The organism is Pseudomonas sp. AC070 (assembly GCF_979258635.1).
Genome location: NZ_OZ409871.1, coordinates 5,231,365 through 5,253,315, shown reverse-complemented (window position 1 = coordinate 5,253,315; position 21,951 = coordinate 5,231,365). Strand labels below are relative to the sequence as shown.

The 21,951-nt window shown below is 59.3% G+C and carries 16 protein-coding genes; 4 read left to right on the top strand and 12 right to left on the bottom strand.

All coding sequences use genetic code 11. From position 1 onward, the window contains the following. Positions 1–7: 7 nt before the first annotated feature. Positions 8–1,380 (top strand): IS3 family transposase gene (locus tag ACZZ0Q_RS23620; RefSeq protein ID WP_463560981.1). Its coding sequence is split into 2 segments (ribosomal slippage): positions 8–487 and positions 490–1,380, totalling 1,371 coding nucleotides; the frame shifts between segments, so codons are not numbered across the junction. Positions 1,381–1,465: 85 nt separating this feature from the next. Here the strand turns inward: ACZZ0Q_RS23620 and hexR are convergent. Further along, complete coding sequence (gene hexR / locus ACZZ0Q_RS23615; protein WP_122492212.1) at positions 1,466–2,344, bottom strand: transcriptional regulator HexR; 879 nt, start codon at positions 2,342–2,344, stop codon at positions 1,466–1,468. 204 nt (positions 2,345–2,548) lie between these two features. Here hexR and zwf point away from each other — a divergent pair, with 204 nt between their 5' ends. Next, on the top strand, positions 2,549–3,973 hold the full coding sequence (gene zwf, locus ACZZ0Q_RS23610; protein ID WP_463542264.1) for a glucose-6-phosphate dehydrogenase: 1,425 nt from the start codon (positions 2,549–2,551) through the stop codon (positions 3,971–3,973). 97 nt (positions 3,974–4,070) lie between these two features. Here the strand turns inward: zwf and ACZZ0Q_RS23605 are convergent, their stop codons facing one another. The 6 genes from ACZZ0Q_RS23605 to ACZZ0Q_RS23580 all read right to left on the bottom strand — a co-directional run bounded on the left by ACZZ0Q_RS23605 (position 4,071) and on the right by ACZZ0Q_RS23580 (position 8,210). Continuing rightward, the gene (locus tag ACZZ0Q_RS23605) at positions 4,071–4,700 is read right to left on the bottom strand and encodes an SCO family protein (RefSeq protein WP_463540549.1); all 630 of its coding nucleotides are present in this window, start codon (positions 4,698–4,700) and stop codon (positions 4,071–4,073) included. Positions 4,701–4,770: 70 nt separating this feature from the next. Further along, entirely contained in the window at positions 4,771–4,911 is a 141-nt protein-coding gene (locus tag ACZZ0Q_RS23600; RefSeq protein ID WP_463540550.1) for a hypothetical protein, read from the bottom strand. Between the two features lie 15 nt (positions 4,912–4,926). Continuing rightward, positions 4,927–5,826 (bottom strand): heme o synthase, encoded by a 900-nt coding sequence (gene cyoE, locus ACZZ0Q_RS23595; RefSeq protein ID WP_463540551.1) that lies wholly within the window; start codon positions 5,824–5,826, stop codon positions 4,927–4,929. Between the two features lie 27 nt (positions 5,827–5,853). Next, positions 5,854–6,885 carry a COX15/CtaA family protein gene (locus tag ACZZ0Q_RS23590; protein WP_463560979.1) on the bottom strand — a complete coding sequence of 344 codons (1,032 nt, stop codon included), beginning with the start codon at positions 6,883–6,885 and terminating at the stop codon, positions 5,854–5,856. 15 nt (positions 6,886–6,900) lie between these two features. Then, positions 6,901–7,482 carry a hypothetical protein gene (locus ACZZ0Q_RS23585; protein ID WP_463540553.1) on the bottom strand — a complete coding sequence of 194 codons (582 nt, stop codon included), beginning with the start codon at positions 7,480–7,482 and terminating at the stop codon, positions 6,901–6,903. After that, positions 7,479–8,210: an SURF1 family protein gene (locus ACZZ0Q_RS23580; protein WP_463540554.1), complete on the bottom strand. Its 732-nt coding sequence runs from the start codon at positions 8,208–8,210 to the stop codon at positions 7,479–7,481. Before ACZZ0Q_RS23580 ends, ACZZ0Q_RS23585 begins: the two co-directional genes overlap by 4 nt. A 76-nt stretch (positions 8,211–8,286) precedes the next feature. Here ACZZ0Q_RS23580 and ACZZ0Q_RS23575 point away from each other — a divergent pair, with 76 nt between their 5' ends. Further along, a complete protein-coding gene (locus ACZZ0Q_RS23575) occupies positions 8,287–8,490 on the top strand; it encodes a twin transmembrane helix small protein (protein WP_463540555.1) in 204 nt (67 codons plus the stop codon). An 8-nt stretch (positions 8,491–8,498) separates the two neighbouring features. On the opposite strand, the gene ACZZ0Q_RS23570 is transcribed toward ACZZ0Q_RS23575, so the two are convergent. The 4 genes from ACZZ0Q_RS23570 to coxB are packed head-to-tail and all read right to left on the bottom strand — an operon-like array spanning position 8,499 to position 12,739. Next, entirely contained in the window at positions 8,499–9,422 is a 924-nt protein-coding gene (locus ACZZ0Q_RS23570; protein WP_463540556.1) for a cytochrome c oxidase subunit 3, read from the bottom strand. A gap of 27 nt (positions 9,423–9,449) precedes the next feature. Next, positions 9,450–9,995, bottom strand: a complete 546-nt coding sequence (locus ACZZ0Q_RS23565; RefSeq protein WP_463540557.1) for a cytochrome c oxidase assembly protein — start codon at positions 9,993–9,995, stop codon at positions 9,450–9,452. 7 nt (positions 9,996–10,002) lie between these two features. Beyond that, entirely contained in the window at positions 10,003–11,604 is a 1,602-nt protein-coding gene (gene ctaD / locus ACZZ0Q_RS23560; RefSeq protein ID WP_463540558.1) for a cytochrome c oxidase subunit I, read from the bottom strand. Between the two features lie 10 nt (positions 11,605–11,614). Then, the gene (gene coxB / locus ACZZ0Q_RS23555) at positions 11,615–12,739 is read right to left on the bottom strand and encodes a cytochrome c oxidase subunit II (protein WP_463560977.1); all 1,125 of its coding nucleotides are present in this window, start codon (positions 12,737–12,739) and stop codon (positions 11,615–11,617) included. Positions 12,740–13,154: 415 nt separating this feature from the next. Between coxB and ACZZ0Q_RS23550 the strand changes: the two genes are divergently transcribed. After that, a complete protein-coding gene (locus tag ACZZ0Q_RS23550) occupies positions 13,155–13,793 on the top strand; it encodes a hypothetical protein (protein ID WP_463560976.1) in 639 nt (212 codons plus the stop codon). 33 nt (positions 13,794–13,826) lie between these two features. On the opposite strand, the gene ACZZ0Q_RS23545 is transcribed toward ACZZ0Q_RS23550, so the two are convergent. Next, the gene (locus tag ACZZ0Q_RS23545; protein WP_463560974.1) at positions 13,827–21,776 is read right to left on the bottom strand and encodes a two-partner secretion domain-containing protein; all 7,950 of its coding nucleotides are present in this window, start codon (positions 21,774–21,776) and stop codon (positions 13,827–13,829) included. Between the last annotated feature and the right edge of the window lie 175 nt (positions 21,777–21,951).

The following is a 21,951-nucleotide window of genomic DNA, read 5'->3' as shown; positions in this document are numbered from 1 at the left end:
TTCTTCCATGAGCAAGTACACAACGCAGTTCAAGCTGTCTGTTATCACCGCCTTCCTTGAGCGAGGCCGAGGCTTTCGCTTTATTGCTGAGCAATTCCAGCTAGATCCCACCCTGCTTCGGCGTTGGGTAGAAGCCTACCGGTTGCATGGCGATGCCAGCCTGCGGGCCCGGCCAGTCAGCTATAGCGCAGAGTTCAAGCTCGCTGTTCTTCAGCAGATGTGGCGTGAAAATCTTTCTTTTCGTTGCGTGGCTGCGGCTTTCAATTTGGGTAATTCAACCCAAGTGGGCATATGGCAGCAGCAGTATTACAGTGGCGGCTTTGAAGCCCTGGAGTCAGCCAGGAAAGGACCGCCCGCCGTTATGACACTACCTCCCGCCAAGCCCTTTGCACCTGAAACCACAAGCGATGAAGATCTTTCGCATGCTGAGTTGCTGCTCAAGCTACGCAAGCTCCAAGTGGAGAACGCCTGGCTAAAAAAGCTCAAGGAGCACAGGGAGGAGAAGAAAAGGCAGGAGAAAGCAGCAAAGAAAAAACGAAGTTGATCACCGAGCTGCGTGATCATTTCTCGCTCGAAGAACTGCTTGAAGTCGCGCAGTTGGCGCGCAGCACGTATTACTACCAGCTCAATCTGATGAACACCGGAGATCGGTTCGCGCCTCTGAAAGCCTCTATCCAGAGCGTTCAGGAGGAGCATATGGGGCGCTATGGCTATCGCCGAATGACCGCTGCGCTGCGTAATGCTGGCCAGATGGTTAACAGCAAAACGGTGCGGCGCCTCATGGGCGATCTAAATCTCAAATGCACGGTGCGACCGAAAAAGTACCGCTCGTATCGGGGCTTGGTCGGCAAGGCTTCGCCTAATGTTTTGGCCCGTCAGTTTGAAGCGGACCAGCCAAACCAGAAGTGGGTCACGGACGTAACCGAGTTCAAAGTGGCCGGCGAAAAGCTTTACCTGTCCCCGGTGCTGGACCTGTTCAACGGCGAAATCGTTGCCTATCAAACCGACACCCGACCACGTTACGCCTTGGTAGGCCGCATGCTGGAGCAAGCGCTTGAAGGTCTGCCCGAGACGGCAAAACCGCTGCTGCACTCAGATCAGGGCTGGCACTACCAATATCCTGACTACCGGGAGCGCTTGGAAAAAGCAGGCCTGAAGCAAAGCATGTCACGCAAAGGCAACTGCCTGGACAACGCCACAATGGAGAGCTTTTTTGGCACGCTTAAGTCGGAGTACTTCTACCGCGAGCGTTTCGATAACGTCGCTCAGCTGCAAGCCGGGCTGGACGAATACATCCGTTACTACAACCATGATCGGATCAAGATGAAGCTAGGCGGCCTCAGCCCTGTTGCTTACAGAGCAAAGGCCGTCATGGCTTAACCAGTACGTGTCCAACTTTTGGGGCGCACTTCAAAAACGTGTGGGAGCGGCATTAGCCGCGATGCTTTTTCCTAAAAGCTACCGATCAGTCAGCCCGCGCATCGTCCGCCGATTTCAGCGACTTGGGCGACAAGCGCAAGCTGCGCAGACTGCGCTTCACGCTCTTGAGGTGATTAACCAAGGTCGGGCCACGCGCCATGGCAACGCCCATGGCCAGCACGTCGATCACCACCAGGTGGGCGATGCGTGAGGTGAGCGGCGTGTAGATTTCGGTGTCTTCCTGCACGTCGATGGCGAGGTTGACGGTGGACAGTTCGGCCAACGGCGTTTGGCTTGGGCACAGGGTGATCAGCGTGGCGCCGGTTTCGCGCACCAGGTTGGCGGTGATCAGCAGGTCTTTTGAGCGCCCCGATTGCGAGATGCAGATGGCCACGTCGGTAGGCTTCAGCGTGACCGCCGACATCGCCTGCATGTGCGGGTCGGAATAGGCCGCAGCGGTGAGCAGCAGGCGGAAGAATTTGTGCTGGGCATCGGCGGCCACCGCACCGGACGCACCAAAGCCGTAGAACTCCACGCGCTGCGCTTGCGAGCAGGCGGCGATGGCGTGTTGCAAGGCTTTGGGGTCGAGCTTCTCGCGCACTTCGATGAGCGTGTGCAGCGTGGTGTCGAAAATTTTCAGGCTGAAGTCGGCGACCGAGTCATCTTCGTGAATGGCGAACTGGCCGAAGCTGGCACCGGCGGCCAGGCTTTGCGCCAGCTTCAACTTCAAGTCCTGAAAGCCGGTACAGCCGATGGCGCGGCAAAAACGCACGATGGTGGGTTCGCTGATGCCAACGCTGTGGGCCAGATCTGCCATGGAGCTGTGCATCACGGCTGCCGGGTCGAGCAGCACGTGATCGGCGACTTTCAGCTCCGATTTTCGTAACAGGTGACGCGACTGGGCAATGTGTTGCAAGAGGTTCAAGGGATTGGCTCTTTTGATGAGTTATGATCGGCCGACGCCGGGTTGTAGCGCGCGTGTAGTTATACTACATGACCTTCCCGACGCCCAGCCAAACCATACGCGGCGGGCAAAAAGCGCTTTTTAGGCTCAGGCTGCCTAACCTAGCGCGGCGACTCTCACACGGCCTGCTCCCCGGAGGATGTTTTGCTTTCCATTCCTTGCGACATGCTGGTATTCGGCGGCACCGGCGACCTCGCGCTGCACAAGCTTCTGCCGGCGCTCTATCACCTGCACCGCGACGGCCGCCTGCACGAGGGCACGCGCATTCTCGCCCTCGCCCGCAGCCCCATGGCGCGCGTGGCGTATCAGGCACTGGCCGAACGCCGCTGCCGGGCGCAGGTGGCGCGTGCCGATTTCGACGCGGGCACCTGGGCGAGCTTCGCCGAGCGCCTGGATTATTTCCCCATCGATGCCTCACAAAGCGCCGATTTCGGCCGCCTGGCCCGTCACCTCGGCCCGGCTGGCGAACGCGTGCAGGTGTATTACCTGGCCACCGCGCCGAATCTGTTTGAAGACATCGCTCGCCACCTGAAAGTCGCCGGCCTGGCCGGGCCCAACGCGCGCATTGTGTTGGAAAAACCCATCGGCCATTCCCTCGATTCGGCGCGGGCGATTAACGCGGCCATTGGCGCGGTGTTCGATGAGTCGCGGGTATTTCGCATCGATCACTACCTGGGCAAAGAGACGGTGCAAAACCTGATGGCGCTGCGTTTCGCCAACATGCTGTTCGAGCCGCTGTGGCGCAGCGGGCATATCGATCATGTGCAAATCAGCGTGTGCGAAACCCTCGGTGTAGAGAACCGTGGCGCCTACTACGACCGCTCCGGGGCGATGCGCGACATGGTGCAAAACCACTTGTTGCAGTTGCTCTGCCTGGTGGCGATGGAAGCCCCGGCGCGCTTTGATGCCGAGTCGGTGCGCGATGAAAAACTGAAAATTCTCCAGGCCCTGAAACCGATTCAAGGCATGGACGTGCACGACAAAACCGTGCGCGGCCAGTACACCGCCGGCAAAATCGGCGGCCAGGAAGTGCCAGCGTATTACTTCGAAAAAAACGTCGATAACGACAGCGACACCGAGACCTTCGTGGCGCTGCAAGTGGCCATTAATACCTGGCGCTGGGCCGGCGTGCCGTTCTACTTGCGCACCGGCAAACGCCTGGCGAGAAAGACCTCGGAGATCGTCATCCACTTCAAGCAGGTGCCCCACCTGCTGTTCGATAACACCCAACCCAACCGCCTGATCATTCGCCTGCAACCCGAGGAGCGCATCAGCCTGCAACTGATGGGCAAAACGCCGGGCAAAGGCATGCGCCTGGCGCCCGTTGAGCTGGACTTGAACCTGGCGCAAGCCTTCCGCCAGAAGCGCCGCTGGGACGCTTACGAACGCTTGCTGCTGGATGTGATCGAGGGCGACTCGACGCTATTTATGCGCCGCGACGAGGTGGAAGCGGCGTGGAAATGGGTCGACCCCATTCTCAAAGGCTGGCAAGACAATTACCAGGATCCACGGCCTTACGCCGCCGGCAGCAATGGGCCGGAGCAGGCGCAGAGTTTGTTGGAGTTGCAGGGGCGTAAGTGGGCGGAGTGACCGGGAAACGCTCGTAGGAGCCAGCTTGCTGGCGAAGCTCTCAAATCTTCAAAGCTTCGCCAGCAAGCTGGCTCCTACGGACCGCGAAGCTTGGCGGCTATTGCTTCACCAACTCAGGAATCTGTACCGCCAACTTGGTGTTGTTCAACGGCGCCCGAATAAAGCCGCGCTGGGTGCCGTCCGGGCCGAGGATGACCAGGTTGCCGCTGTGGTCGACGGTGTAGTTTTCTTTGCTGGTGTCACCGGGAATAAACGGAATGCTCACGGCATTGGCCAGTTTCTGGATGTTCGCCAGCTCGCCGGTCAGGCCGAGAAACTGCGGGTCGAAATAGCCGAGGTATTTCTTCAGTTGTTCCGGCGTGTCACGGTTGGGGTCGACGCTCACCAGCACCACTTGCAGGTTGTTGCGAGCCTCTTCTGGCAGCTTGGTTTTCAGTTCACGCAGTTGCGCCAGGGTGGTCGGGCAGATGTCGGGGCAGAAGGTGTAGCCGAAGAACAGCAGGCTCCATTTCCCTTTCAATTCGTTAACCGGCACCGCTTCGCCAAGCTGGTTGGTCAGGCTCAGGTCCGGCAGGTTGCGGCTTTGCGGCAGCAGAATGATGCCAGCGTCGATCATCGCAGCGGGGTCGGCGTGGCCTTTGCCACTGAGCACGCGGTTGACGGTGAGGCCAAATACCAAGGCCACGACGGCGACGAGAATTGCGACGGTGATGTGCTTGCGGTTCATAGGGGCAGCTCGGCAGATCGAAAGACAAACGGTACCCCATCCGGCCCTGTCACCGAAACCGCCAAGCGTTTCAGGGTTTGCGCTGTTCCGGGCGCGACCACAGCCACGCCGCGCCACACCCCATGCCCAAGGCGGCGAGGGCAGCAGCTTCGGCCTGGCGCTCCTGCTCGGCGTCCAGCACCACACCCTCCAGGGCGGCAACGAACTGCATCGCCCCCGCCCGCTGTTACCGCTCAAGCAAGAAGTAGTGGTCCACGAGCAAGGCGATAAACAGTAGGAACAGGTAGTAGATGCTGTATTTGAACGTGTTGATGGCGGCGTGCGGTTTGCTGTCGTGGTACAGCACCCAGCTCCATTGCAGAAAGCGCGCGCCCAGCACCACGGCGCAGGCCAGGTAGAGCAAGCCGCTCATGTGAATCACGTAGGGCATCAGGCTCACCGCCAGCAGCACCAAGGTGTACAGCACGATATGCACTTTGGTGTAGTGCTCGCCATGAGTGACGGGCAGCATGGGGATGTCGGCCTTGGCGTATTCGGCTTTGCGGTGGATGGCCAGGGCCCAGAAGTGCGGCGGCGTCCAGGCGAAAATAATCAGCACCAACAGCAGCGGTTCGGCGCTGATATGGCCGGTGACCGCGACCCAGCCCAACAGCGGCGGCGCGGCGCCGGCCAGGCCGCCGATGACGATATTTTGCGGCGTGGCACGTTTGAGAAAGCCGGTGTACAGCACGGCATAACCGAGCAGCGAGGCCAGGGTCAGCCAGGCGGTCAGCTCGTTGGTGAAGGCGAGCAAAATCACCAGCCCGCCCACCGACAGCGCCATGGCAAAACTCAGCGCGGCGAAGGGCGAAACCCGGCCCTCGGCCAGCGGCCGTTTATGGGTGCGCGCCATTACCGCATCGATACGCCGATCCACCACATGGTTGACCGCCGCCGCGCCACCCGCACACAAGGCGATGCCCAGGTTGCCGAACACCAGCACCGTCCACGGCACGCCGGCACGCGTGGCCAGGAACATGCCGACCAGCGAGGTGATGAGCATCAGCACCACGACCTTGGGCTTGGTCAGCTCCAGGTAGTCGCGCCAAAGCGCTTGGCTGTGGGCTTGGCTGAGTAGAGTGGCCATGGCGTCTCTCCTTCTTGTTTTTATCGGTCAGGCCGCCGACTGGCTAACCCAATTTTTTGCCGCTGCGCGCGCCGGGTCGACGACCGCACGCAGCCGGTAATTCACCAGTACCAGCGTGAGCAGCAACAGCGCGCCGCCGGCGTTATGGGCCACTGCCACTGCAAGCGGCAGGTGCAGCAACACGTTGCTCACGCCCAGGCTGATTTGCACGCCCAAGGCCAGCACCAACAAACCGGCCAGGCGACCCTGACCGCTGCGTTGCAGCCGCCAGGCGAGTATCAGCAACACCACGGTAACCAGCAGGGCGCCGAGGCGGTGGGTGAAATGGATGGCGGTGCGGGCGTCGCTGTCGAGCTGGCCGCCGAGGTAGTTCGGGCCGATGTGCTGGCTGAGGTGAAAGCCGTTGGCAAAATCCATGGCCGGCCACCATTGGCCGTGGCAGGTGGGCAGGTCGATGCAGGCCACCGCCGCGTAGTTGGAGCTGACCCAGCCGCCAAGGGCGATTTGGCCAATCACCACCAGCAAGCCCAACGCCGCCAACTGCCGCAGCCGGGCGGGAATAGCGGGCAGGCTCGGCAGGCGGCCCGACAACCGCAGCGTTAGCAAAAACAGCAGCGCCAGGGTGGTAAAGCCGCCGAGCAAATGGGCGGTCACCACTTGCGGCCAGAGTTTCAGGGTCACGGTCCACATGCCAAACGCGGCCTGCGCCACCACCACGCCAAGCAGCAGTAACGGCAGTTTCAGCGGCTGCTGAGACTCGCCGCGCCGACGAACCGCGAGCACCGCCAGGGCGAGAATCACCAGACCCAGGCTGCCGGCGAAGTAGCGGTGAATCATCTCGTTCCAGCCCTTGTGTGCCTCAACCGGCGCGTGGGGGAAATTGGCCTCGGCGTGGGCCAACTGCGCCTCGCTGGCAGGCACGCTGATAAAGCCGTAGCAACCGGGCCAGTCCGGGCAACCAAGGCCGGCGTGGGTCAACCGCGTGTAGGCGCCGAGCAGCACCACGACCACGGCCAGAACAGTGGCGAGCAGGGCGAGGCGAAATCCGGGTTTGGCCATGGGAAGGTCCTTAGCTCAACCAATATTCGACAGTTTCAGCAGCAGGCGTAGGTCGTTGAGAATCGCCTTGCCTTTGGTTTTGGCGTCGTAACGCAGCACCAGATTGCCGTGGGGATCGACCAGCCAAAGCTGCGGCGCGTTGCCGGTGGCCGGGCTGGCTTTGCTGTAGGCCTGAGTGTCGAGGCCGTAGCGATCCAGACGCGGGTAGTCGCGCGCCAGCTCGGCGTTATAGGCCTCGCTGACAGGTTGTGCCGTGGCCAGGCCATGGGTGGCGCGCGACGCTTCACGGCCGAGGCCGATCTGAATTTGCCGCGCCAGGTACACCAGTTGCCGGCAGTCGTCTTCGCAGCTGGCTGGCGCCGTCACCAGAATTTGCCAGGTGGTGACATCGCTGCCGAGCACACCGAGGTCGGTGCGGTTCTGGCCGTTACCAATCAGTTCGCCGCTGTAGTTGCGCCCTTCAGGCACCCAGAAGCGAAACTGGTACATGGCCGTGGCGAGCACCATCGGCCCCACGGTCAGGGCCAGTAGCAAAATCAGTTGCAGGCGACCGCGACGGCGCACAGGTGCATGGGGCATTGGCATGGCTGGATTCATGGTTGTTGTTCTCCCAGAACAGGCTCGTGTTTGGCGGCGGCGTGAAAGCCGAAGTAGACAAATAAACCCAACAGCGCCGCCGCCAGGGCGAACCATTGCACGGCGTACGCCTGGTGCCGCTCGGGGCCCATGGCGACCACGGGCCAGTCGGCTTGGTAGGCGGCAGCGCTCGGTTCCAGGCGCACTTCGTAGGCCAGCCCGGCGCGGCCCAGCTGCGTCCACAGCGCTTGCGGGTGCACGGCATTGACCAGCAGCGGCCATTGGTTACTCGGCGCGTCGGCTTGCAGTTGGAAGGTTTCACCGGGCGGCACGTACACCCAGGCATCAAGGTTTTGTACGGCTGCAGGCGTGGCGAATTGTGCGGCGTTGCGCCGGTCCGGCCAGGGCAGCCAGCCACGATTGACCAGCACCCACAAATCGCTGGCCTGGTCGTAAAACGGTTGCAGCAGCTCGACGCCGACCTTGCCCGCGCGGGTGCGGTTGTCGAGCAGCACGCTGTGTTGCTCGTCGAAATGACCGCTCAAACGCACCCGGCGATAGGCCGCATCGGGGGTGGTTTCCAGTTCAAGAATGCCAATGGCGGCGGCAGTGCGACGTGCCTCGTAGCTGGCGAGCAAGTGACGCTTTTCTTCGGCGCGAGCCAGTTGCCAAAAGCCCAGCCACACCAGCACCGGCAGTAGCGCGGCCACCACCAGCGTCGGCAGCCAGCCAGGGCGAAACCGCCTCAACCGGCGTGCCCGGACAGCGGCAGGTGACTGGCTATACTCCACGGCATTCCCCTTCCCCATTGGCGAGACTCACACCATGCTCAAAGCGGCAATCGTGCTCATGTTGCTGGCCACCATCGTCAGCCTGTTCAGCGGTCTGTTCTTTCTGGTCAAAGACCAGGGGCAATCGTCTCGTGTGGTCAACGCGCTCACCGTTCGCGTGGTGTTGGCGGCGTTGACCGTGGCCTTGATCACCTGGGGCTTTTACAGCGGCCAACTGGTGAGCCACGCGCGCTGGTAACGCCCGCCTCAGAGCACGTACACGAAAATAAACAGCCCCACCCACACCACGTCGACGAAGTGCCAATACCAGCTGGCCGCTTCGAAACCGAAGTGCTGTTTCTCGTCCAGATGCCCTTTCATGATGCGCAGCAGCATGATGGTCAGCATCAGCGTGCCGATGGTGACGTGGGCACCGTGAAAGCCGGTGAGCATGAAGAACGTAGCGCCATAAATACCCGAGCCCAGCGTCAGCCCCAGCTCGTGATAGGCCTCAACGTATTCGGTAACTTGCAGCGCCAGAAAGCACACGCCGAGCAAAATCGTCAGCCCCAGCCACCCCTTCAGCGCGGCGCGTTTGCCGTGCCGTAACGCGTGGTGGGCGAGGGTGACGGTGACGCTGGAGCTGATCAGCAAAATGGTGTTGATCAGCGGCAAATGCCACGGGTCGATAACCGCTTTGGGGGCCGGGTACAGCTTGGGATCCGGCGTGTTGAGCATCGGCCAGGTGTATTCGAAATTCGGCCACAGCATGTTGGCGATGCCCTTCGCGCCTTCACCGCCCAGCCACGGGCCGGACCAGTAACGCACGTAGAACAACGCGCCAAAAAAGGCGATGAAAAACATCACTTCCGAGAAGATGAACCAGCTCATGCCCCAGCGGAACGAGCGGTCCATTTGCGCGCTGTAGAGCCCCGAGCGGCTTTCTTTGATCACCGCGCTAAACCAGCCGAACAGCATGTACGCCACCAGCAAACCACCGATGCTGAAAATCAGCGGGCCGTGGGATTCCGGTCGGGCGGCCTTGAGGTCGTTGAACCAGGTGCCCAGGCCGTACATGGTGGTGAGCATGCCGATGGTGGCAATGATCGGCCACTTGCTCTGCGCCGGAACGTAGTAGTGCTCGTAGGTGGAGTTGGGGCTCTTTGGCAGGGCCTCGTCGTGCGTCGCCATTTTATTGTTCTCCTTGTTTTACACCGCTTACTTGGCCGCTATCGGCGCATGGCGAGCAGTGATGTCGAACAGCGTGTAACCGAGGGTCAGGTGGAAGACATCCTTGGGCAGATCACGGTCGACGATGAAGCGCACCTTCATTTCTACGCGTTCACCGGGTTGCAGCACTTGCTGGTTAAAGCAGAAGCAGGCGGTTTTGTGGAAATAGGCCGCTGCCTCGGACGGCGAAATACTGGGAATGGCCTGCGCCGCCATGGGTTTGTCCGTGGGGTTCTGGGCGATAAATGTCATCTCGTTGACCGCCCCCGGATGCACTACCAAATCGCTCGACACCGGGCGGAACTCCCACACCATGTCGGCCGCGTTGGTGGCCATGAACTGCACTTTCACCTGCCGGTTTTCATCCACCTGTTGCTGCGCGCCGGCGTACTGCCCGGAGGTTTTGCCGTTGATGCCGAACGCTTTGCACATCACGTCGTAGATCGGCACCAGGGCAAAGCCGAAGGCGAACATCACCACCACCAATATCAGCAGGCGGGTGACCAGGGTTTTAGTCGGCAAGCCGTCGCTCATTGCAGGCTCACTTCACTTGCGGTGGCGTGGTGAAGGTGTGGTACGGCGCGGGCGACGGAATGGTCCACTCCAGCCCATCGGCACCGTCCCACGGTTTGGCCGGCGCGGGTTTGCCGCCGCGGATGCACTTGATGACGATGAACAGGAACAGGAACTGCGTGGCACCGAAGCTGAACGCACCGATGGACGAGACCATGTTGAAGTCGGCGAACTGCAGGTTGTAGTCCGGAATCCGTCGCGGCATCCCGGCCAGCCCTACAAAGTGCATCGGGAAGAACGCCATGTTCATGCCCACGAAAGACAACCAGAAATGCAGCTTGCCCAGGGTTTCGTCGTACATGTGGCCGGTCCATTTCGGCAGCCAGTAGTAAGCCGAGGCGAAGATGCCGAAGATTGCGCCGGGCACCAGAACGTAGTGGAAGTGCGCCACCACGAAGTAGGTGTCGTGGTACTGGAAGTCGGCCGGGGCGATGGCCAGCATCAGGCCGGAGAAGCCGCCGATGGTGAACAGAATCACGAAGGCGACGGCAAACAGCATGGGCGTCTCGAAGGTGAGCGAGCCCTGCCACATGGTGGTCACCCAGTTGAACACCTTCACCCCCGTGGGCACGGCGATCAGCAGCGTGGCGTACATAAAGAACAGTTCACCCACCAGCGGAATGCCGACCACAAACATGTGGTGCGCCCAGACGATAAACGACAGGAAGGCAATCGAGGCCGTGGCGTACACCATCGAGGTGTAGCCAAACAGCGGCTTGCGCGAGAACGCCGGGATGATCGAGCTGACGGCACCGAAGGCCGGCAGAATCATGATGTACACCTCGGGGTGACCGAAGAACCAGAACACGTGCTGGAACAGCACCGGGTCACCGCCACCAGCGGCGCTGAAGAAGCTGGTGCCGAAGTGAATGTCCATCAGCATCATGGTCACGCAGCCGGCCAGTACAGGCATTACTGCGATCAGCAGAAACGCGGTAATCAGCCAGGTCCAGACGAACAGCGGCATCTTCATCAGCGTCATGCCGGGGGCGCGCAGGTTGAGGATGGTGGCGATCACGTTGATCGCGCCCATGATCGAGCTGATGCCCATCAGGTGAATGGCGAAGATAAAGAACGTCACGCTTTCCGGCGCGTAGGTGGTGGACAGCGGCGCGTAGAACGTCCAGCCAAAGTTCGGGCCACCACCGGCGGTGAACAGCGTGCTGATCAGCAAGCCAAAGGCGGCCGGCAGCAGCCAGAAGCTGAAGTTGTTCATGCGCGGCAGGGCCATGTCTGGCGCCCCAACCATCAGCGGAATCATCCAGTTGGCCAAGCCGACAAACGCCGGCATCACCGCGCCAAATACCATCACCAGGCCGTGCATGGTGGTCATTTGGTTGAAGAACGCCGGCTCGACAATTTGCAGCCCCGGCTGGAACAACTCGGCGCGAATCACCATGGCGAACGAGCCACCGATCAGAAACATGGCAAAGCTGAACCACAGGTACATGGTGCCGATGTCTTTGTGGTTGGTGGTCAGCACCCAGCGCATCAGGCCCTTGGCGGGGCCGTGGTGACCGTGGTCGTGGTCTGCGTGCCCAGCATGGCCAGGCTCAATCACTGCACTCATGGTGGGTCTCCTATTCCTTCGCCTGTTTCAGGGCCAGCACGTCTTTGGGGGTGACCATGTCACCGACGTTGTTGCCCCACGCGTTACGTTCGTAGGTGATGACCGCGGCGATATCCACTTCCGACAATTGCTTGCCGAACGCGGCCATGGCCGTGCCTGGGCGGCCGAAGAACACCGTGTGCAGGTGGTCTTCTTTTGGCCCGGTGGCCACCTTGGAGCCCTTGAGTGCCGGGAACATGGGCGGCAGGCCCTGGCCCTCAGGCTGGTGACAGGAGGCGCAGGTGGTGTGATAGACCTTGTCGCCGCGCTCAACCAATTCTTCGCGCGTCCATTCCTTGCTGGTCAGCTCTTTGAGCGCCAGGGCTTCCTGCTTGCGCTCATCGAGCCACTTGGCGAAATCTTCTTTGGATTTGACCTCGACCACGATGGGCATAAAGCCGTGGTCTTTGCCGCACAGCTCGGCGCATTGGCCACGGTAAATGCCAGGCTTGTCGACCTTGGTCCACGCTTCGTTGACGAAGCCCGGAATGGCATCGCGCTTCACCGCGAGGGCCGGCACCCACCAGGAGTGGATAACGTCGGCGGCGGTGATGAGGAAGCGAACTTTGGTGTTGGCAGGAATCACCAAGGGCTGATCGACTTCCAGCAGGTAGTGCTCGTCTTTGGGCGCCTGGTTATGGATCTGCTCGTTGGGCGTGGCCAGGTTGCTGAAGAACTCCACCTCTTGCCCGAGGTATTTGTAGTTCCACTTCCACTGGTAGCCGGTGACCTGGATATCCAGCTCCGACTCGCTGCTGTCGTAGATTTTGATCAGGGTTCGGGTGGCCGGAACCGCCATCGCCACCAGAATCACGAACGGCACCACGGTCCAGAGAATCTCGACCGTCGTACTTTCATGGAAGTGGGCAGCGACCTGGCCGGTGGAGCGGCGGTGGACCAGCATCGACCAAAACATCGCGCCGAATACCAGCACGCCGATGACGGCGCAGATCAGGAAGATTGTCATGTGCAGATCGAACACGGCATTACTGGTTGCCGTTGCACCCTGCGTCATATTCATGGTCCAGGCAGCGTTCGCCTGGCTGAATACCGACCACAGCAGGAGGCCCATCCAAACTCGTGGATGTCGCATCATTGCGGGTTCCCCTTATCGTTCTTGTTATCCCGCCGGCTATGCCTGCGGCCAAGGGAGCGTCTGCTAGAAAACTGACTTAGCTGTCGCACCCTCGCCTTGCCGTGGCTCAGTCCGGGTTCATCAGGTCATGTGTTTCGAATCAGCCTTTCGATTCGGAGTATAGACAGCGACTTGCACCTCGCAATGTCGAGGCAAAAATCGCCGCGACCGGCCAGGCCTTGTGCTAAAGCCCCCGGTTCTATTGGCTCGGAGAAAGGTGTAACGCCAGCGTTATAACGGGCTAGCATAAAAGTTTCGTAATTATGACAATCCGGTCTTAGCGGCGCCGTGCTGGCAGCTAATGTCTCTGTCTTCGACCTGTTTCATCCGTGAACGGGGCTGTCCATTTACCCATGTCCTTTGTTTGGGAGCAGTCATGAAAACCGCCGCACTGCGCGAGCTGATCCAGCGCGCCCATCAACACGAAGCCGATAGCGCCAACCTTGCCAACCTGCTGGAACAAAAAATACCCGAGCTGCACCACACCATTCGATTACCCGAAGGTGATGGCAAACAGGCGCTGGTGCGTTTTGTGAAGGCTTATATCGATCAGGTGCCAGACATTTTGGACGCCGCCAACCAAGTGGCGCGGGATGCAGGCATAGAGGGGCAGATCAAACCGGTGCTGAAAGTCGCCGAAGCGTTTTTCCTCGAACCATCAGCGCTAATGGACGGCCACGAAGGATTGGACGGCATGCTCGACGAGGCCTACCTGGCCCACCGTCTGGTTGAAGAAGTGAACGACCGTTACATCACCCATTTAGGCCAGCCACTGATTCCGCTAGACACGACCCTGGCCAACGTAATCGCCCACCAACTGATCGGCGAACCCTTCGCCAACGAGTTGGATGAAGTGGTTCACCACGCAGTGGACGGCATGCTCGAAGCGAGCATTTTCGAACAGGAGTCGGTGCAGGCTTACCGCAGCCGCCTTAGCAACCCCATCACCCATGCTGCTTGGAAAAAGTGGCCGTGTTTTTCGCAGCAACTGGGTGTGGAATTGCAGCTGGAGTAAATGCACTACCTGTTAGTCAGAAAGCTCACAAGCTCATTCAACATCGGCATCGGCATCGGCATCCCCAACTAACATGTCACGTACTGCCTCGAGCAGTACCTTACGATAAAGGAGTTTTTGACCTAGCTCTTCACGCTCGTCAAAGGTTCCTGGCCCCCAGATACTACATGCGCCGCAAAGCAACTCTTCGGACATTTTATCTATTTTCTTTAGTGAAATAAGTTTCTCCTGAGGTGACATCGCCGCCCATATATTTGCCGCCGGCCCACTGCCTGGAATTAATAGCTGGCGAAAATCCTCGCTGAGTTCTTTTGGAAAAGCCTCGCGGGCCTCGCTATCACCTTTCCTGTATTCCAACGTTTCATTCGTGGTTCTAGCGAGTAATTGCTCGTCATTGCTTTTTGGCCTCAATATAGACCAATTGCCCATCAATAGGTCCATGGCAAGACCTTTTCCAATATCGTGTCCAGTGAAGAAGGGCCTAGACAAATTATTTTTGTATCTTTCACCCAAATATATTTTATCGTTACTTTTATCCCAAATCAGGTCTTTGGTGCGTACATCTACACCCGTATAAGCATATAACTTCGATACAAATGCTTCGTTAGTTGCTCGTCGGTAATGCTCGTCGGAGACGGGTGTTAATAGCCAAGGAATGCCATCGCGGTCCTTATAAAAGTCGCCCAGTCCGTTAGGGGATCGGTCATCTAACCGAGTCCATGAGCTATCCAGCAAAATATCCGGCTCAATTCTTTGCTTCACCATCCTTCGGCCCGAACCGTCTTCTTCGACAACGATTTCCGCATCAAAACCTTTGACCGGAATATTTTTGCCCGCACCGACTAGGTCGGCCTGGACTTGTTTAGTCAAACTGTTGGACTCGCAATTGGTGGTGCAGCCGAACAATTTCAATTTTTTAAGTTCGTGCTCTGGCGCCTTTACTTCAATTTTTTGAAGAAGGTCCATTATGTCCGTATGAGTTAAGTTGCCTATTTTTGGGTTAGCCGGTACCGTAATATCACCGTGCCCCGCTAGTACGTAGCCCACTCTCTTTCCAGCAATCGACTCAATATCGCCAGACTGTATGGAGAGCCCATCATTTGGATTATAGTGCGCCACTACTGTATTTTCCGGATGTCGATTCGCAACCCGCCTCTCAAGGTTATCTATGATGCTGTCGCCCACCTGCAAATTAACAACCAAATAGTTGTCTACCTCAATCTTGGGCCCTTTGGGTGGCGGTAGAGTTGGACGGTATTCTGCACTTTCGCCTACCGGCAAAGCCGATTTAGAGGTATTTACTGCTTCACTTGCAATTGGCATTCCGCCCGTGTGGGTGTCTGGTACGTTTTGCATACCGCTGTTTGCAGGGGCGTTCCCATTGTCGGTCGACGCATTACGCTCATGCAAAACCGCCTTGCTAATATTAATAGGCGGTAAATCTGGCGTATCAGGTTTCAAGGAAGGTTTGGTATAGGTTGCGGTGGTTCCTACATGCAACTTGCCCAACGCGTCTGGCGCAGAGTCAAGCGTGGGGAGTTTTTGGCCTTGTGAATCAACCATCGCCGGCGTGTCATAGCCTTTAACTTTCGTGGCCGCGCCCTGCTGCTGCAGCAAACCACTCACTTCACTCACCAAGCTCGGGCCATTTTTGGCGCATGCCGTGCCGCAGCCCACCAAGGCCACTTTGTCGACAGTGCTCTTGCCATCGTTGGTTAGCTTTTGCACCACATCGGTGATTTGTTTTGCGTCCATGCCGCCGAGTTTCAGGCCGTCGCTATGCCCCACCACTTCCACTTTTTTGCTGCCGCTATCGGCCAGCGCGCCGCTCAGGACTTTGTGGCCGCCGTCGGCGGTGGGCGTGACGATTACGCTGTCAGGGTGTTTATTGGCCAGGTTTTGCGCGGCCTGGGTGACGACAGGATTGGTGGTGTCGGTGTTGACCACAACGCGTTGGTCGAAGGTTTGTTTGACCTTCGGCGCATCGATGTCCGCATGGCTGCGAAGCGTTGCTTTCGGTGCGTCTGCCTGAGCGACCTTGGTGGTAGCGCTGTCGGCTTTGCGCGGCTGCGTTTTTGGCGCATCGGCAACGTGCACGTTTCGGCCAGCCTTCGGTGTGAAGAGCTTTTTCACCCCGGCTTTGATTTCCTGCGCATCGCCGATGGAAATTTCCACTTTTACGTCGGTGCCGGCCACGCGTTTGTTTTGCGAGACGGTGAGCTGTTTGCTGGCATCGGTGTTCAACGGACCACTGATGCCACCGGCAGCGCTGACCTTGCTTGGATCACCGATGTCGATGGTCGCCGCGTTTTCGGCCGTGTAATGCACCTGATCCACTCGACCAAATTCCAGCGTCACGCTCGGCAAACCGTTCTTGCTGATACCGCCGCCACCGCCTGCGTAACCGCCATCTTTCTCACGGCTGTCTTGCAGGGTTTGTGCGGTGATTTTGCCGCTCACATCGACGCTGCCCTGCCCGGGTTTTGAGGTGATGTGTGCGCCGGTCAGGTTGAGGTTGCCGGCCACCTTGAGGTCCAGGTTGTCGGCGCTGATGCCCGCTTGCTCGGCGGTCAATTTGCTGTTGTCGAAATCCTTGCCGCCCGAGGCACTGGCGCTGGCGGTGCCCTGGATGATGCCGTCCGTGGTTATCGCCACGCCGACGCTGGCGCTCCAGTTGCCGCGCGTGTGTTCCATCTCCGATGTGTCTTGCACGCTGGTGATGGTCTGGTTGCCACCGATTTTGGCGCTGACAGTGTTGCCCTTGATGTTCGAGCCGATCAGGTTGTGGTCGCCGGCGGTTTCGATGCGGATGTCGGTGCCGCTGATCATGCCGTTGGTGTAGCTGGTGGTTTTGGTGGTGGTTTCGTCATAGCTGCCGCTGGCGCCAGCAGACACACCCATGCCAACCCCCGTGGGCGCCGCACCGATACTGGCCGTGAGACCTGAGGTGTGGGTGGTCACCGACTCGCTGCTGGTGCTACTGCTTTTCGCCGCCGTTTGGGTCAGGTTGCCTGCTGATTTGATGGCGACTTTGCCGCCTTGCAGGTTCACGCCGTTGAGCGCGATGTCGCCTTTGGTGGTGGTCAGGCTGATGTTGCCGCCAATCTGATTAATGTTTTCCGCGCGGTGTTCGCTTTCGCGGGTTTCGATGGTGTGCTGCATGCCGGCTGTAACCGAACCCCCTACGGCTTCGCCAAACGCCACTTGGGTAGCCAAACCGGCAGCCATCATCGCGGTTAGCGCCGGGTCAACTTCCATGCGGCCGTCTTGCGTGGCCAGGGTTTTCGACGAGGCAGGCGGTGCGTTTGGATCGACGACGGCATCGGTGCCGAGGTTTTTATGAGCAAGCTGAGCGGCTTGCGTGGCGACGTCCGCTAACGAGGAGTGGCCTTCGGCGGTCACGCCAAGGAACAACTCCTCGCGGGTGTGGGTGATTTTCTCGGTGTTTTCGTACTTGGTGGTTTTAATGTCGCCGGCCATCACGTCTAGCGTGGGCATGTTTTTCGTCGCCGCGACACGCTGCTCCGGTGTCATTTTCGCCCGCTCTTCTGGGCTCAGTTGATAACCGGCATTGATGTCCGCACCACCCATATCAAAGGTGCCGCCGACATCGACGCTGCCGCTGCCCAGGTTGAGTTGAACATTGCGGAAAGTGGTCGATTCGCTGGTGTCGGTCGTGGTCACCGTTTCGATGCCGACTTTAAGGTTGGCCCCACTGGTGGCACCCCGGCCTGCGTTGGCGCCGGTGCGAGCGCCGGTTCCCTCGCTAGCCAGCGCCTGCGAGGCAGCGGAGCGGCCAGCGCTGGCTTGGCCGCGCAAGCCAGGTTTGACCTGGGTATCTTCGCCAAGTCCATCAAACGGTGAGGCCAGATGTGTGTCGATTGCCGCTGCCGAGCCCCACATGCCGTTGGCTTCATAGCCGCCGGCACCGACCCCCGCGCTGATCACCAGCTGCGTGGTTTTCACGGTTTTTTCGTGGAAGGCCAGGTCTTTACCGGCGGCCACTTTCATGTCGCCACCGACCTGCACGTTGCTGGTGTCGGCATTGATTTCGCCACCGACAATATTCCAGTCACCTTGGGCCTGAACGGTGAGGTTTTTGGCGTTTAAGGTATTGCCCACCGAGTTGGCGGACGCGGCCATTTCGGTGATGTCGACCTGCGATAAAAAGCCGCTGGCGCCCACGGCATCAAACGCGGAACGGGCTTCGTGCAAGTCGTTCATGTTGAGGTTGCCGCTGGTTTGCAGCAGCACGTTGTCCGATTGCGTGATGGCGCCGACCAGGTCGATATCGCCACCAGAAATCACGCTGAGGGACGAACCTTGTTCGATGTCAACCGGGCCTGCGGCCAGGCGCTCTTCGAAGATGGCGCGTACGTCAGGACGCTCTACAACAACGGCTTTTTTCTCTGGTTTTGTCGCGTCAGCATCAGCAACTTCGGCTACCTCAGGCACCTCCGCCAGAGGCTCTGGCTCAGCCGCCTTCTTCTCCGACTTGTCCTCGGTCAGCGCTACACCCATCACCCCGTTATCGCGCACGACCATGTAGCCGTTTTCGTCATAACCGGTGGTGGCTGAACTGGTTACGCCATTGCCACCGACCACGGTTTGCTGGAATCCGCTCAACACGCCGCCCTGGTTCAGCACCTTGTTTTCAGCGGTGACTACAAGCTGCCCAGCCGGTTTACCCTCGCCGCCCTGCCCGGCAAAAATGCCGGCCTGCGCGCCGCCGACCGAGACGTTGTTGACGTCGGTTTTCGAGTACACAAAAGCGTCGGTATTGCCACGAATGGTGCCGTTGATGTTGGCCACCGAATCCGCATCAATCAGAACCGTATCGCCGCCTACCAAGGCCGAACTGTTGGCGTCTTGATTCCGCGCCGCGATCGTTTCCTGGCTTAAGTACAGCTTCGGCGCCAACACCATCTGGCCGTCCACCAATTGGTTTTCGTACCAAACCACATCGGTTTTCAGGCCAGCAATTTGCTCGACCGTTAAGGGCTGGCCAAGGCTAAAACCTGCTGTGCCCGCAAGCGCTGCACCGTTATCCAGCAACTGAGTAACCAGCTGCGCTCCGCCCAACCGCTGGGTTTGTGCGAAGAAATTACCGACCCGCTCCTCGACGCTGTGCAGGATCAGTTGGTGATCAAAATAAGCATCGCCCAGCACGGTCACGCTTTTGTCGGCGTCGTAGCCAATCTTGGTCAGGAAATAGTCCGAGCCCATGTACTGGCTTTGGTCGATGTAGCTCACGCGGGTTTCGTACAGCGGTTTGATCCGCGCAAACGCATCGCCGTCGGCAGCCGGATCGCGGGGGCGGAACAACGGATTTTTCAGCTGATCGCGCAGTGCGTTCTCGGCCCGCTCGCGGTTGTACTGGGCGTCCAGTTCGCCGTCCAGACTTTCCACGGTTTCGCTGCCCACCTGAACGGTGATCGGCCGCTGCCCAACCCACGTGCCCCCGTCGCCGCTCTTAAAGGTGCCGCCTTCTTGCAGGAACACTTTGCCGGCAGAAATTTCTGCCTGGGTGTCGGCGTAGTAGTGTTGCGATTTGTCAGAAGCACTGGTCTTGAACGTCGCCCATCGCCCACGCAGCTGGTCATGGCTGAGGGCTTTCCAATCGGCACCTAACACCGCGCTGAGCACCTGATCGATGCCAGGTTTGTTGACTAACTTAAGCGTCTCCACCCAATTGCCGCTGCCACCTTTGGCGCTCAAAAAGTCATTGAGCAAGCCATACAAACCGTCCTGATAAACCCGTTGGCCCGTAGGGGTGCCGATCAGGGAATTACTGAAGTAATACTGCGTTGGCGCCGCCTTCAAAATCTCGACCAGGGTTTTGGAGGTAAACATGCCCTCGTTTTTCAGATTGCCGTCAATCAGCACATCGTCCGTGGCGGCCATCAGCCCGCCGACGTTACGCACGGTCGCGCCGCTGCCGTTGGCCGTATCCTGATTGAGCAGCAAACTGCCGCCCGCCTTGATCACCGCCTGCTCGATGCTCAAATCGGAGGCGTAAACCGGCAGATCGATTTTGATGTTCCAGTAGTCGCGCTCGATCAAGCCGTCTGCTTTGGAGAGCCACACATCTTCTTCGGCCACGCTCGCGGTCACCACGCCGCCGGTGCTTTTACTCAGGTTTTCCAGCAGCGGCGTGTCGATCCATACATTGCCCTGCGCTTCGATACGGCCGACGTTGTTTTGTACTTTTTCGCCCGCACTCAGGCTCATGTCGCCCATGGCCAGGAGTTGGCTTTTGACACCGTTAAGCAACTGCGTGCCGGCCTGCAGGCTGAGGTTTTCGCCCGCCCACATAAGCTTGCCCGGAGCGTTTTCGATCAGGCCTTTGGCGCTGATGGCCAAGGTTTTGCCGATGATGATCGCGCCTTGGTTGCGCACATCGCCGGTGGCCAGAATATGTACCGAACCGGGAGTGCTGAACTCGTGCGTGATGGTGACGTGGTGGGCGGACAGCGTGAAAAGATTGGCTGCTTGCGGGGCGCGGAACGCGGCGTCGATGACCGCATTGCCAGCGTTTTTGAAGCTCAGGCTGGCAGTGTCTAACGAGGTGATGGTGCCGGTGTTTTGGTAGCTGCCGACGTCCAGAACAAGCTGATTGCCGGCCACTATTGATCCGGCATTTAGCAGCTTGCCGCCGACATCCAGCGCCACGGTTTTCTGCGCGTAAATGCCACCGCCGTTGAGGTTGTGAAGATCGCCGCTGGCCTTGAACTCAGCCTTTTCGTCAGCCACAAACGTCCCGCTGTTCTCCAATGTCCGAGTCGCGACGCCAAGGTTCTTGCCGCGAATCGTGCCGCTGTTCTTCAGGCTATTGGCGACGTCTATCCGTACCCGATCGACGGCGCTTAACGAGGCGTCTTTGTTGTTAATCAGGTCGCTAGCCGCAATGCGTAAATCAACCTCGGCGCTCAGCGTGCCGCTGTTGGTAAACCGCTTCGATGAGCCGACAGCGATGCTGCCGCCGGCGCCAATGTCTTTAAGTCCGACATCGCCATCGGCGCTTATCTGAATATCCCGCGCCGCCAAAATCAGCCCGTCGTGCCGAACCCCGGCGCCGCTGTCGCTGCTGATCAGGTTGATATACCGGCCGTGCATGGCGCCTGCTGCTGAGCCGGCAATAGCGACGCCAGAACCTTGCGCACCAGCGGTTGCAGTAAAGGTGCGGGCGCCTGTGGTGTAGGCGCCTTGGCCGGCCACGATGTTCAGATCCGTCTGCAACGCTTCGGAGCCGATCACGCCGTTTAAGGCCACCGAACGGGCGACGATATCGAAGTAACTCAGGCCCGAAGTGTTGACGCCGTCGGCGCCGATCAAGACCTGACCACTGTGTTTATCGACCAACAACTTCAAGCTGCCATCAGCATCGGACACAAGCCCGGTGCTCACGGTCAGGCGCGACGTGTTCAGCGTGGTCACGCCGTTCAGGGTCAGGCCGTTGGGGTTGGCGATCAGCAAGTCCGCCGCATCGCCGAATACTTCCAACGTGCCGCTGATTGAACTGGGCTGGTTGCCGGTGATTTCCGTGAGAATCGCTTTCGCTGTGCGTTTCAAGTTCGGATTTAACAGCACCGCCCCGCCAATCTGGCTCGTGCCGTTGACCATGCTGTTGTTGAAGATAACGCCAGGTTTGGCCACGTCGAACTGGCCAAAACGGTTGTGGGAAAGACCGTTGCTATTAGGGTTCGCGATCTCAATCACCGGCACGCCATTCGCGGCGCTGGATACCGTGGCGCCAGTGCTGCGATCCAGCAGAATCTCGGCGCCGGCCCAACTTGGCGAGCCTGCCAAGAGCAAAGACAGCACTAGACGTTTAAGCGAATAAACGGGCGCGATCGAAGGAATTGAAACGGCCGGGGTGGCTCGCTGCTGCCCGGGCTTGCGCTGGGCGGTGGAGATTTCGGCGACGGGGATAAGAAAGCCCAGAGGCTTGCTGAAAATAAGACGAAAGCAGTGTTTGTTCATGGCCGCGACCTAGATTAAAAGTCGGACCAGCCTAGGTGTCTGCTGCAGGAAGCTATGCAGGAAAAGCCTCTGTACCCTCAGGCACGCTTTCCCTTTTTTATGCGACGAAAAGCAATGGCGTTGCCGAAACCGTCGGCTCATCCTCGCCATTGCATGCCGATTCCAGCGGGAAAGA